Source organism: Flavobacterium araucananum (assembly GCF_002222055.1).
In the GTDB taxonomy this organism is placed as follows: Bacteria; Bacteroidota; Bacteroidia; order Flavobacteriales; family Flavobacteriaceae; genus Flavobacterium; species Flavobacterium araucananum.
In genome coordinates this window covers 64,570-76,781 of record NZ_MUGS01000015.1, presented here as the reverse complement: position 1 = coordinate 76,781, position 12,212 = coordinate 64,570, and the positions used below count along the sequence as shown (strand labels likewise).

Genomic DNA, 12,212 nt, shown 5'->3' with positions numbered 1-12,212 from the left:
TAATAATTATATTGATTCTTTTATTACTCGCCCATTTAATTGTTGGACATTTCTAAAATTATTGACAGGCATTATTTTTCTTAAGTCTTCAATCATTTTTAAAGATACATCTACCGGGTTTTTAAAAATATACCATTGCACTCCTTCTGTACAAGGCGGAGTGGTAAGTGAACCTGTATAGGTATAATACGTTTGATTTTCCGGTAAGACGTTATTTAAATTAAAAACATCTTTTACCTCTATGGTCTCATTAACTTTGACAGGTAAATATTTGTCAAGAAAATCAAAAGTTTCGCTGTTCTCTTTGCTTTCTTTTGCCATAATTGCAACTACTGCATACTTACCTTCACTATTCATATGTACCATGTGAATTACTAACGGATATCTAATTCCTCGAATAGTATGTTCTGCTGGTTCATGAAAATGAAATTGTTTCAGATTGTATTTGTCTCCGTTAAGGGTTATGTAATCACCCTCTTCGAAATCAAACTGAATAGAATGCCCATTATTTACAACATCATGTATTTTTGTTTCGGGGCTATAATGAAACTCAATTGGTTTTAATGTTTCATCTGTTACCGTTTCTACGATATCGATAGGCGATTGTGCACTGCCGCCGCAATCGTTCTGATCAATTTCTGACCAATGTTCGGGTCCGGTTTCCCCTTCATAATTCCAATGCTTTTCAGGTTCTACGGGTTTTTTATCAGATTTACTATTATCACATCCCATAAGAGTGATCAGTGCAAATCCAAGCAAAATTTTTGTAATCTCTTTTTTCATTTTTTTTATTTAAAATTAATTTTCATAAAAATCACCAACATTATCTCAACCTTTTAAAAATTAAAAGTGCCTATTCTGAAATGAAATTCTTTTTGGCTAAAGCGAAACAATATAAATAATTTCCTACAAAATTAAATTTTAAATTTTAGTTATTACGTTTAGAAAATCATAAATATTTCTAAACGGGTACAAATAAAAAATCCTGCCAGGAAAAATTTCTTAGCAGGATTATTATTTTTGAAGGTAGAAAATTACTATTCTTCTTTTTTAGCTTTTGCTTTTTTAGCAGCCGGAGCTTTTTTTGGTTTTTCTTCAACAACCGGAGTTTCTTCTGTAGTTTCAGCAGCAGCCGGAGCTAAATCAGTAACTAGTCCTTTTGCCTGAAGTGTATTGTACCAGTTTAAAACTTTTTTGATATCAGAAGGATAAACTCTTTCTTCATCATAATCAGATAGAATTTCTTTAAAGTAAGCTGCCAGTGTAGCATTATCTTCTTTATGAGAAATAGCCTGACCTTTATTTTCTTTAGTTGCAATACGTTGCATTACTTCAGTCAATGGTTTTTCTCCGTCGTAGGTATAAATAGAAATCTCTGATAATAAACTTACGTTACTTTTCAGGTTAACAGTAATTTTTTTTCCGTCTGTCAATGATTCTGCCACAAAACCTGTACGAGTTTGCACTTTCAATACATATAAACCTGGTTTCCCAGAAATGGCTAAAATTTTCTCTAAATTCATGTTTATTAAAATTAGTATTAAGAATTTGATTTATTATATTTTTATTGCTTCTGATTTCTCAGATCAATTATCTCCCTTTTTTAGCAGCAGCAAATTTCATTCTATATTCCTGAAACGTCTTGCCCTCGGTAATATTTTTTAATTTCTTTTGAATCAAACGTTTTTTTAAAGTAGATATTTTATCTGTAAACAAAACACCTTCTATATGGTCATATTCATGCTGGATAACTCTGGCAATCAAACCATCAAAAACTTCTGTTTTCATTACAAAATCCTCTTCACAATATTCGATCGTAACGGTTGGTTTTCTATAAACATCTTCGCGTACGTCAGGAATACTAAGACAACCTTCATTAAAACTCCACTCTTCGCCTTCTTCTTTAACAATTTTAGCATTTATAAAAGTCTTTTTGAAACCTTTTAAATCTTTTTGTTCTTCTGATGGTAAATCATCGTCATCACTAAAAGGAGTAGTATCTATCACAAACAAACGAATCGGCATACCTACTTGCGGTGCGGCAAGTCCTACTCCGTAAGCGTGATACATGGTTTCATACATGTTTGCTATTGTTTCTTTTAAGTTTGGATGTTCTGGCGTAATCGCCTCTCCCACTTTTCTTAAAACAGGATCACCATATCCTACAATTGGTAAAATCATTTGTATTAATTTAATGTATTATCTACTGAAAACTCCTGAATATAGTTCTCATAATTCAGCTGGCAAAAATAGTAAAAAATAGTCAATGAATAATTCTAAAGCTATATTATATGATAATTTTTGCTTTCTGCTCAAAATCTCATCCATAATTATGCCAAATTAATTCGTACTTTTGTTTGTAAACCTCACTATATGTTTAATCGCATCTCGAAATTTACGAACAGTACTTCTTTTTTAAACGCCTCTAAAGTAACTATTGCTTCTGTTGTTCCGGTTTTAATTTTGAATTTCCTCGGCCATTTCGAAATAGGTTTTACAATTGCTTTGGGTGCATTTTATACCTACCCCAGTGATGTCCCTAGTTCCCTAGGTCATAAAATCAAAGGACTTATTGTAGCGTCGTTTATTGTCTCCGGTGTAAATTTATTGGTAAATCTTGCCTATCCGTATCCTTTTTTGTTTTATCCTTTTTTAGGTTTTTTACTTTTTTTATGCTCGATGATTTCCGTATACGGGCAACGTGCTACTTTGGTATCCTTCTCTGCTTTATTATCTATATCCCTCTCTTTTGGACATTTGCACCAAGGTTGGGAAGCTTTTGAATATTCCGGATTTATATTCATTGGAGGAATACTCTATTTAGTAGTATCTCTTGTATTTCATTTTGTACAACCTTATAAATATGTCGAATTGCAAATTGCTGAAGGCATAAAACTAACCGCAAAATATTTAAAATTAAGAGGTGATTTATGGAGCCCCGAAGCCAATAGAGAAGCGATTATCGAAAAACAGCTCGGTGTTCAGGTCGATCTGAACCTGATTCATGAAGATTTAAGAAAAATGCTTATTGGCAATCAAAATGCCTCGGGAACTACAAGTCAGAACCGAAAAATGTTACTTGTTTTTATCACCTTAGTAGAGATTCAGGAACTCGCCTTATATACTTCATTTGATCACAGCAAACTACATGAAAAATTTGCGAAACATCCTGATGTACTCCGAACGTATCAAAATGTAGCTTATAAACTGGCATCGACTTTAAAGAAACTGTCTAAAAATGTGCATAATATTAGTATTTACATTGATAAAAATGATTTAAAGAATGAACTGGACGCTCTTGAATTTGCCATTTTTGACTACGAAAAAACTTTAGGTAAGGAGGAAGCAGCAGAAGGTGTTTTGATGCTGACCAATATGCTGAAATATGCCAGAAATCAGGTTGGAAAAATAAAAATTATACAACGTGCTTTTTCGCTCGCAATGCAATCTTTTAAATTAAATGATAAGGACAAAGAGTTAGAAAAATTCCTGACACCACAATATTATCCGTTGCGTACTTTAATCGAAAACTTAAGCTATTCGTCTTCTATTTTCAGGCATTCGTTGCGATTAACGATTACAATTTTGATAGGTTTTGTGATTGGTCAACTTTTACCTTTTCAAAACGTCTATTGGATTTTATTAACGATTGTCGTGATCATGCGTCCGGGTTATGGCTTAACAAAAGAACGATCGTATAACAGGATTTTTGGAACTATTCTGGGAGGATTACTAGCTTTTGGAATTGTTTCTGTTATCCAGAATCATTTTGCACTTAGTATATTATCTATTGTTTGTATGCTTCTTGGTATCTCTTTTACTCAGATTAACTATAAGGTAAGTGCCACTTTTGTTACGATGTATGTGGTTTTTATTTACGGAATTTTAACTCCTGATGTTGTCAAAGTTATTCAGTTTCGCGTTCTGGATACTTTAGCCGGAGCTACTTTGGCATTTTTAGCCAACCAGTTTTTATGGCCGGCATGGGAGTTTATCAATACCCCAATACATATCGAAAATTCGATTCGTGCCAATAGAAATTATCTTAAAGAAATTGCCGATTTTTATAATAAAAAAGGAGAGATTCCTACTGCATACCGTTTGGCGAGAAAAAATGCTTTTGTTGAAATTGGTAATTTGATGACGTCATTTCAGCGTATGATGCAGGAACCAAAATCTAAGCAAAAAACATTGCCCCTTGTCAATAAACTGGTGGTATTAAATCATTCGATATTGTCCGCTTTGGCCTCTTTATCGACTTATATTCAATCGCACCAAACCACATCAGCTTCAGAATCTTTTAATTATATTATAAAAACGATACTTTTAAATTTAGATCATTCTATTGCTGTTTTGCGAAACGAGACAATCTTAACAGATACTTTTTTTGACAAGGAAGATGTCATTTTGCAGTTTGAAGAACTTAAGCGAGTCAATTTTACCCGTTTAGCGCAAGATGATGAATTAGATAAAGAAACGCGTCAGGCCAAGATGCAGGAAGCTCAAATGGTTATTGAGCAATTGATCTGGATGAGTAATCTGACTGAAAAGATCTTGAAAATCACAGAAGAATTTAAAGCAACAAATCCAGATTAATTCATCTGGATTTGTGATTTATTATAAAAAATATGAGCTTAGTTATTTAGTTTTAAAACTTCTGAAGTATGTTTTCTAAGTTCTGTCAAAAGCTCTGGTTTATCATTTAAAGTTTGCCCGTAAGAAGGAATCATGTTTTTCATTTTCGCTTCCCATTCCGGTGTTTTAATTTGGCTGGTAAAACATCTGCTAATCAAATCGATCATAATTGCAACTGCTGTCGATGCTCCGGGAGAAGCCCCTAATAATACTGCCAAAGTTCCGTCGTGTGTATTAATTACTTCTGTACCAAATTCTAAAACTCCACCCTCTTTTTCATCTTTTTTAATTACCTGAACACGTTGCCCCGCTCTTTCTAATTTCCAATCTTTAGAACGTGCTGTTGGCAAATATTCACGTAGTGCATTCATTCTGTCTTTTGGAGACTGACGAACTTGCTCGATTAGATATTTGGTCAATGGTATATTATGAAATCCGGCTGATAACATCGGAATCAGGTTATTTGCTTTTATAGATAATGGTAAATCCAGGTAAGAACCATTTTTTAAGAAACGAGTCGAAAATCCTGCAAAAGGTCCAAAAAGCAATGCTTTTTCACCATCAATTACACGAGTATCAATATGAGGAACAGACATTGGAGGTGCTCCAACGCTAGCTTTTCCGTAAACTTTTGCCTGATGTTTAGCAATAATTTCAGGATTTGTACATTTTAACCATTGTCCGCTTACCGGGAAACCGCCATAACCGTTTCCTTCAGGAACGTTTGCTTTTTCTAATAATGGCAATGAACCTCCACCTGCACCAATAAATACAAATTTGGTATAGGCTTTACGTTTTTGACCTGTAGCGATATCTGTAATTTTTATTCTCCATGACTTGTCATCACGTTGTTTTAATTTGGTTACTTCGTGATTAAAGTATAAAGAAACACCGTCTAGTTTTTCTAAATAATTAAACATACTTCTGGTCAAAGCTCCAAAATTTACATCGGTACCAATTTCCATGTGAGTAGCTGCTAATTTATCGTTAGCGTCTCTGCCTTCCATAACTAGTGGCATCCATTCTTTAAGCTTTTCAAAATCAGAACTAAATTCCATTTGAGAAAAAATAGGATTACTTTGCAAAGCCTCAAAACGCTTTTTAAGGTATTTTACGTTTTTTTCTCCCCAAACAAAACTCATGTGAGGAACGCTTTTGATAAAATTTTCGGGAGATGGTACTTTATTTTGTTGCACTAAGTAAGACCAAAACTGACGAGAAATCTCGAACGATTCTGCTATACTTACTGCTTTCTTAGGATCAATACTTCCGTCAGCCTTTTCCGGAGTGTAATTTAGCTCACAAAAAGCTGAATGTCCCGTTCCTGCATTATTCCAAGCATCAGAGCTTTCGGCAGCAGCAACATCTAGTCTTTCGTAAATTTCAATTTTTATGTCAGGTTGTAATTCTTTTAAAATCACTCCAAGAGTGGCACTCATAATTCCCGCTCCAATTAGTACTACATCACTATTAGAACGTATTGTTTCATTAGGCATAACAGTATTGTTTTTAAAGTGCAAAGGTACTTTTTATAATTGCAAAAAAAAACTAAAATTACATGATAAAAGTTATGTTTTTCTAAAAAATAAAAGGCTATGGCTTTGAAAGTTAAAAAATCTAAAAACGTTTCGACGAAAGATAATCCTGAAGCATTATTGTTGCCGAAATTTCATCGATCAAAGCTTTATTCTGACGCTGCTTTTTACTTAGTCCGCTATCGATCATGGTTTGAAAAGCCATTTTTGAAGTAAAACGCTCATCCATGCGAACTACTTTCATATCCGGGAAAATATTGGAAAAATGTGTTACAAAACCTTTAATTACAGGAGCACTTTGTGATGGTTGCCCGTTCATTTGTTTAGGTTCACCAATTAAAACAGCTTCGACCTTTTCTTTTGAAAAATAATCCTTCAAAAAATCTATCAAAGTATTGGTGGGGATTGTGGTTAATCCTGAAGCTATAATTTGCATTTCGTCAGTTACAGCAATTCCGGTTCGTTTTTGTCCGTAATCTATAGAGAGAATTCTTGGCATTTTTTAATTTTTAGCAAAGGTAGAAAGGAAAAGTCACAATCTTAAAGAGAATTTTTATATTTGATAAATGCGAAAACAGAAACATTTTGCAGATCAATATCAATTTCATAAACTGATGTATATCCTTTAAAAACATAATCTCTAATATTTTCATTATCAAAGTATTTTGACTTAGGAAAATGAAATGGGCATTTTAGATCTTTTTTAATATTTTTAAGCAAATCTTTCCTAAACTTTAACGCTGCTCCTGGTTTATCTTTATAAATATAATGAACTTGTTCTTTTAATAATTTTAGAAATTCATTCGAAATTTTAATTATCATATTCCGAAAATGTATCATCTAAAATTGAATCGACTTCATCTATTGAATATAATTTTTCACTACCACTTTTTAATTTAGCGTAAGCTGCATGTACTTTTCTTCTATCGTTTTCAAAATCAGAATCCTCCTCGATAATTCTCAATTCATTAGGAGAAAACTCACTTAACAATTTAAGCACTTTCTCCTTAATCTCCGGCTGAAATTCTAATCTTATCGCTTCCATAATACTTTCATTTACAATACAAATATAAACCTTTTCAGTCTAATCTTATTTAGATTTAACTTTCCAATAAAAAAATCCGTTCCAAAAATTCGAAACGGACTTTATCCAAATATTCAAAACCTAAAAAAATCTCTATCTGTTAAATAATCTTCTAAAAAAACCTCTTTCTTCTTCCTCTTCTTCTTCTTCGATTACTGCACGTTCTTCGTATTGAGCAAATTTCGCCTGACCTTTTTCATGTTCAAAAATCAAATCCTTAATATATTCTACATAACTTTTCTTTTTTTCTTCCAAAAATCCAATAAGGTATTTTTCGCTAAATTCCATTCCGCTTGCAGCTTCAATTTGCAACAGTTTTTTATACAAGGGCTCAATGTGTAATGCAATAACTTCTTGTGGTACTGCTTGTCTTCTTCCAAAATAGTTAACAATAACACCGTTCTCATCTCTTGAAATTTCAAAATCTGTAATAACCCAATAGTACCTTCCTGATTTGGCAAGATTTTTTACGATTGCATGAAAGTTTTTTCCGTTTTTAAGATTTTCCCAAAGCACTTTAAAAATTACTTTTGGCATATCCGGATGGCGAATAATATTATGTGGCTGACCCATTAATTCATAATCTTCATAACCTGAAACATCAACAAAAATCTCATTGGCATATTCAATAATACCAAAGGCATTTGTTTTACTCATAATAACCTGAGTTTTGTCCCATGAGACCTCTTTATCGATAATAGTTCTCTGTCCGTGAAGTTGATTTTCCTGATTCATATATATATGTAGATTAAAGCTTTTGTCTTGGATTGGTATTGATAATTAACAGACTTTGTCTCTGAATTATGCGGCAAAATTAATTCTAAGTAAAATCTTAAAACCTGATTTTTGTCATATTTTGATATTAAAAAAACTTTTAAAGGACTTTTTAGTTAATTAAATTCTATAAAGCGAAGAAATTTATTTATCAAATTAAAAACAAAAAGTTATATCTGTAACATTTTACAAAGGTTTAACTTTTTTGCTTTTGCTCAAATACGCTATCTTTGCCAAAAATTAAAACTTATGAATTCTTTACAAACTATAATTGAACAAGCTTGGGAAAACAGAGCTTTATTACAAGAAGCTACTACTACAGATGCTATTAGAGAAGTTATCGAATTGGTTGACGCAGGAAAATTACGTTGTGCTGAACCGGTTGGAGACAAATGGCAGGTAAACGAATGGGTTAAGAAAGCTGTTGTAATGTATTTCCCAATTCAAAAAATGGAAACATGGGAATCTGGTATTTTCGAATATCACGACAAAATGTTGCTAAAAAGAGGTTATGCTGAAAAAGGAATTCGTGTAGTACCAAACGCCGTTGCACGTTATGGAGCTTACATCTCCAGCGGTGTTATTTTGATGCCAAGTTATGTAAACATTGGTGCTTATGTAGACGAAGGTACCATGGTTGATACCTGGGCAACTGTTGGTAGTTGTGCTCAAATTGGTAAAAATGTTCACTTAAGTGGTGGTGTTGGTATTGGTGGAGTTTTAGAACCCTTGCAAGCTGCTCCGGTAATCATTGAAGATGGTGCTTTTATTGGTTCCCGTTGTATTGTTGTAGAAGGAGTTCATGTTGGCAAAGAAGCTGTTCTTGGTGCTAATGTTTGTTTGACTGCTTCGACAAAAATTATAGATGTGACAGGTGATGAGCCTGTTGAAATGAAAGGTTTTGTTCCTGCCCGTTCTGTAGTGATTCCTGGAAGTTATACTAAAAAATTCGCTGCAGGTGAGTTTCAAGTGCCTTGTGCGTTAATTATTGGTACACGTAAACCATCTACAGATTTAAAAACTTCATTAAACAACGCCCTTCGTGAATACGATGTTGCGGTATAGATTTTAAAGAAAATCCAATTAAAAAATCCAAATTCCAATCATTATCAATTGGAATTTGGATTTTTTTTGCTTCAATTTGTATACTCTTAATTAAGATGCTACTTTGTATATGAAGATACTTGTAATTCAACAAAAAATGATTGGCGACGTTTTGATTAGCAGCATAATATGCAATAATTTGCGTACTGCTTATCCTGATGCTCAAATAGACTATCTGGTTTATGCCTCTACTACTCCTGTTTTAGAAGGTAATTCGAGTATTGACAACATTATTTTGTTTGAAGAGAAACATCGAAAAAGCAAAAAAGAACTACTTAAGCTTGCGTTTGAGATTAGAAACGAAAAATACGATCTTTTAATCGATGCGTATTCTAAACTGGAAAGTTGGATAATCGTTTTATTAAGTAATGCCAAACGAAAAATATCCTACAAAAAACCAGGCAGAAACTTTTTGTACACAGATAATGTTCCGTTTGAACCTTTCCCAAAAACTAATTTAGGACTGGCGATCGAAAGGCGTCTTTCTTTATTAGAACCTATAGGCCTAAAAATAAAAACAGATCCTATCCCAAAATTATTTGTTTCTACACAAGAAAATCAAGAAGCAATGGCAATTTTTGAGAAACATAACGTTCAAAAAGACCGAAAAACAGTCATGATTAGCCTTTTGGGAAGCGAAAAATTAAAAACGTATCCACTGGAGTTCATGTCTCAAATTGTAGATTATATTGCCGATCACGCAAATGTAAATATACTTTTTAACTATTTTCCCAAACAAATTGAAGACGCCAAGACCGTTTATAATGCGTGTAAAGCTTCGACTCAGGAAAAAATATATTTCGATTTATTAGGAGGAGATTTACGCTCTTTTATTGGCATTGTGAATCAGTGCGATTTGATTATTGGTAATGACGGAGGCGCCATAAATATGGCAAAAGCACTCGAAAAACCCTCTTTTATTATTTTTTCGCCCTGGATAGAAAAGAAAATATGGGCTACTTTTGAAGACGGGATTCAGCATCTCTCGGTGCATTTAAAAGATTATCGCGAAGATCTATTCGAATATAAAACAGAAAAAATGCTCAAAAAAGAATCTTTATCCTTGTATCAGGAATTTAAACCAGAATATTTTGAAACGCAATTAAAGTCTTTTTTAAATCAAAATCTTAGTACTGAAATCTAATGACTTTGGCTAAAAAACAAGCATTAACGGCATTAGTAATTACTTATAATGAAGAACAGAATATAAAAACTGTTCTTGATCATTTGGCTTTTGCCGATGAAATTATAGTAGTCGATTCTTTTAGTTCAGATAAGACTTTTGAAATAGCTTCTTCATTCAAAAATGTAAAGGTCGTACAGCGGGCTTTTGACAACTTTGCTTCTCAACGCAATTATGCATTGAGTTTAGCTACAAATTTATGGATTCTTTTTATTGATGCCGATGAAATATTAACTCCTGAACTTGAACAGGAAATTAGTTTTACAATCAATCAGCAAAATAGTGCAGCAGCCTATTTTATGTACAGAACTTTTATGTTCGAAAACAAAAAACTACATTTTAGTGGCTGGCAGACGGACAAAATTATTCGTCTTTTCAAGAAAGAAAACGCCATCTACAATCATGAAAAAATTGTACATGAGAAGCTAATCGTAAAGGGAGAAATAAAAAAATTAAAAAATAAGCTAATTCATTATTCTTACTCAAATTATGCTAATTATAAACAAAAAATGGTTCTTTACGGACAACTAAAAGCTCAGGAAGAGTTGCAAAAAAGAACTAATCCTAATTTCTTTCATTTTTACATTCGTCCTGTTTATCAATTTCTTTATCAATACATTGTTCGATTAGGCATACTAGATGGCAAAAAAGGAATTATTATTTGTTATTTGAATGCCTTGAGTGTTGCTGTGCGTTTTCAGGAATTAAAAAAAATCAAACAGAAAATTTAAGACTTCCAGAATTTAAGCTTCTTTTTAAGTCTTTTCTTTTTTGCAAATTCTTCCTGAAAATGAGTTGTGGCAAACCACATCTTATCAACGATTTCCGCTTCGGTCTTATCCGTATAAAACTTTGCATATTCATTACTCATTACTTCAATCATATCTTTTCTGGGCGTTAAACGTCTAAAATTATTCATACGTTGCTCAAAACTCATTGAAGCATGAAAATTCATTCGGTTTAAATCGACCAAATAAAATTCATATTGGTTTTCATTACCCTTTTTTATCAAAGTATTTCCGGGAGAATGGTCTAAAAACTCCACTCCTTTTTCATGCAAATCAAATGTAAATTTGGTAAATTGTCTTAAAATAGTATCGTGATCCGGATAGTCCGGGATTTCTACCAATTCTCTATAGGTTAATTCTGTTACTAAATGTTCACTGATGTAGTAACTATCCTTTAAGCCTATCCAATTAAAATTTTCGTAAAAAGCAATAGGTTTCGGAGTTCCAATACCTTTCTCTAATAAAATAGTAGCATATTCAAACGAGCGCCTTGCTTTTGATTTTCTAAAATATCGGTACGCTACTTTATTGATAATATTCGGAATTTTAAATGATTTAATGTTAATCGTTTTTCCATTCCAATTAAACAATTTAATGGTATTGCGATCTCCGTTTCCAAAAAGTTCTCCAGAATTATGGAAATTTTGAACTAGCGAAAGTATATTATCATACTCTTTCTTATCGTCGTACTTCTTAAAATCTTCCTTATTATCAGAAAGAACTAATTTATTAGCCATGTATATTTTTAATATTAAACCTGCTTATAGCCTACAGATTGGGTCAATATTTTTATCTCCAAAAAAAAAATGCTTTTTTTTCATTTTTGAATTAAACCTTCTGCAACAAAATTAATCTAATATCTAAATATAACCTGATTTCGGATAACAATTTTTTATTTATCCATACAAAAGTTTATTGCATTAAGCTAATTTTCAGGATTTGATGAAGGAATAAAAAATAATCCTGCTTTAAATTGATATTAAAATCTGACTTATTACGTTATCATATTGCGTTTTTAAAGTTAAGGATGTGTGAATTAGAATAAGGGAATATATAATTTTTAAGATACAGGCTTACTCATTTTTGTGAATATCAATAAAAAATTAACA

The 12,212-nt window shown here is 32.4% G+C and carries 13 protein-coding genes; 4 read left to right on the top strand and 9 right to left on the bottom strand.

The window, feature by feature from the left end:
- Positions 1-6: 6 nt before the first annotated feature.
- From B0A64_RS10420 to def, 3 genes are all read right to left on the bottom strand, one after another.
- Positions 7-783, bottom strand: a complete 777-nt coding sequence (locus B0A64_RS10420) for a carbonic anhydrase (RefSeq protein ID WP_089479455.1) — start codon at positions 781-783, stop codon at positions 7-9.
- A gap of 254 nt (positions 784-1,037) precedes the next feature.
- The gene (locus tag B0A64_RS10415) at positions 1,038-1,523 is read right to left on the bottom strand and encodes a DUF5606 family protein (protein ID WP_089479454.1); all 486 of its coding nucleotides are present in this window, start codon (positions 1,521-1,523) and stop codon (positions 1,038-1,040) included.
- Positions 1,524-1,590: 67 nt separating this feature from the next.
- Positions 1,591-2,181 (bottom strand): peptide deformylase, encoded by a 591-nt coding sequence (gene def / locus B0A64_RS10410; protein WP_089479453.1) that lies wholly within the window; start codon positions 2,179-2,181, stop codon positions 1,591-1,593.
- A 192-nt stretch (positions 2,182-2,373) separates the two neighbouring features.
- On the opposite strand from def, the gene B0A64_RS10405 reads away from it, so the two are divergent.
- Positions 2,374-4,596, top strand: a complete 2,223-nt coding sequence (locus B0A64_RS10405) for an FUSC family protein (protein WP_089479452.1) — start codon at positions 2,374-2,376, stop codon at positions 4,594-4,596.
- Positions 4,597-4,634: 38 nt separating this feature from the next.
- On the opposite strand, the gene B0A64_RS10400 is transcribed toward B0A64_RS10405, so the two are convergent.
- From B0A64_RS10400 to B0A64_RS10380, 5 genes are all read right to left on the bottom strand, one after another.
- Entirely contained in the window at positions 4,635-6,131 is a 1,497-nt protein-coding gene (locus B0A64_RS10400; protein WP_089479451.1) for a malate:quinone oxidoreductase, read from the bottom strand.
- 121 nt (positions 6,132-6,252) lie between these two features.
- The gene (gene ruvX / locus B0A64_RS10395; RefSeq protein ID WP_089479450.1) at positions 6,253-6,669 is read right to left on the bottom strand and encodes a Holliday junction resolvase RuvX; all 417 of its coding nucleotides are present in this window, start codon (positions 6,667-6,669) and stop codon (positions 6,253-6,255) included.
- A gap of 41 nt (positions 6,670-6,710) precedes the next feature.
- On the bottom strand, positions 6,711-6,992 hold the full coding sequence (locus B0A64_RS10390) for a type II toxin-antitoxin system RelE/ParE family toxin (RefSeq protein WP_089479449.1): 282 nt from the start codon (positions 6,990-6,992) through the stop codon (positions 6,711-6,713).
- Positions 6,982-7,215, bottom strand: a complete 234-nt coding sequence (locus B0A64_RS10385; RefSeq protein WP_089479448.1) for a hypothetical protein — start codon at positions 7,213-7,215, stop codon at positions 6,982-6,984. Before B0A64_RS10385 ends, B0A64_RS10390 begins: the two co-directional genes overlap by 11 nt.
- 132 nt (positions 7,216-7,347) lie before the next feature.
- Complete coding sequence (locus B0A64_RS10380; protein WP_089479447.1) at positions 7,348-7,989, bottom strand: PAS domain-containing protein; 642 nt, start codon at positions 7,987-7,989, stop codon at positions 7,348-7,350.
- A 288-nt stretch (positions 7,990-8,277) separates the two neighbouring features.
- Here B0A64_RS10380 and B0A64_RS10375 point away from each other — a divergent pair, with 288 nt between their 5' ends.
- From B0A64_RS10375 to B0A64_RS10365, 3 genes are all read left to right on the top strand, one after another.
- Positions 8,278-9,093, top strand: coding sequence for a 2,3,4,5-tetrahydropyridine-2,6-dicarboxylate N-succinyltransferase (locus B0A64_RS10375; RefSeq protein ID WP_089479446.1), 816 nt, complete (start codon positions 8,278-8,280; stop codon positions 9,091-9,093).
- 109 nt (positions 9,094-9,202) lie between these two features.
- Positions 9,203-10,276 (top strand): glycosyltransferase family 9 protein, encoded by a 1,074-nt coding sequence (locus B0A64_RS10370; RefSeq protein ID WP_244285391.1) that lies wholly within the window; start codon positions 9,203-9,205, stop codon positions 10,274-10,276.
- Positions 10,276-11,046 (top strand): glycosyltransferase family 2 protein, encoded by a 771-nt coding sequence (locus tag B0A64_RS10365; protein ID WP_089479445.1) that lies wholly within the window; start codon positions 10,276-10,278, stop codon positions 11,044-11,046. The genes B0A64_RS10370 and B0A64_RS10365 overlap by 1 nt, the downstream gene beginning before the upstream one ends.
- Here B0A64_RS10365 and B0A64_RS10360 read toward each other — a convergent pair.
- Entirely contained in the window at positions 11,043-11,840 is a 798-nt protein-coding gene (locus B0A64_RS10360) for a lipopolysaccharide kinase InaA family protein (RefSeq protein ID WP_089479444.1), read from the bottom strand. The two genes, B0A64_RS10365 and B0A64_RS10360, sit on opposite strands and share 4 nt — an antisense overlap.
- Positions 11,841-12,212 lie beyond the last annotated feature (372 nt).

Bases quoted from the DNA above. Each gene is read 5' to 3' on its own strand.
- B0A64_RS10405 (WP_089479452.1), top strand. From the start codon at position 2,374: ATGTTTAATCGCATCTCGAAATTTACGAACAGTACTTCTTTTTTAAAC.
- B0A64_RS10375 (WP_089479446.1), top strand. From the start codon at position 8,278: ATGAATTCTTTACAAACTATAATTGAACAAGCTTGGGAAAACAGAGCT.
- B0A64_RS10400 (WP_089479451.1), bottom strand. From the start codon at position 6,131: ATGCCTAATGAAACAATACGTTCTAATAGTGATGTAGTACTAATTGGA.
- ruvX (WP_089479450.1), bottom strand. From the start codon at position 6,669: ATGCCAAGAATTCTCTCTATAGATTACGGACAAAAACGAACCGGAATT.
- B0A64_RS10385 (WP_089479448.1), bottom strand. From the start codon at position 7,215: ATGGAAGCGATAAGATTAGAATTTCAGCCGGAGATTAAGGAGAAAGTG.
- B0A64_RS10420 (WP_089479455.1), bottom strand. From the start codon at position 783: ATGAAAAAAGAGATTACAAAAATTTTGCTTGGATTTGCACTGATCACT.
- B0A64_RS10370 (WP_244285391.1), top strand. From the start codon at position 9,203: ATGAAGATACTTGTAATTCAACAAAAAATGATTGGCGACGTTTTGATT.
- B0A64_RS10360 (WP_089479444.1), bottom strand. From the start codon at position 11,840: ATGGCTAATAAATTAGTTCTTTCTGATAATAAGGAAGATTTTAAGAAG.
- B0A64_RS10380 (WP_089479447.1), bottom strand. From the start codon at position 7,989: ATGAATCAGGAAAATCAACTTCACGGACAGAGAACTATTATCGATAAA.
- B0A64_RS10415 (WP_089479454.1), bottom strand. From the start codon at position 1,523: ATGAATTTAGAGAAAATTTTAGCCATTTCTGGGAAACCAGGTTTATAT.
- B0A64_RS10365 (WP_089479445.1), top strand. From the start codon at position 10,276: ATGACTTTGGCTAAAAAACAAGCATTAACGGCATTAGTAATTACTTAT.
- B0A64_RS10390 (WP_089479449.1), bottom strand. From the start codon at position 6,992: ATGATAATTAAAATTTCGAATGAATTTCTAAAATTATTAAAAGAACAA.
- def (WP_089479453.1), bottom strand. From the start codon at position 2,181: ATGATTTTACCAATTGTAGGATATGGTGATCCTGTTTTAAGAAAAGTG.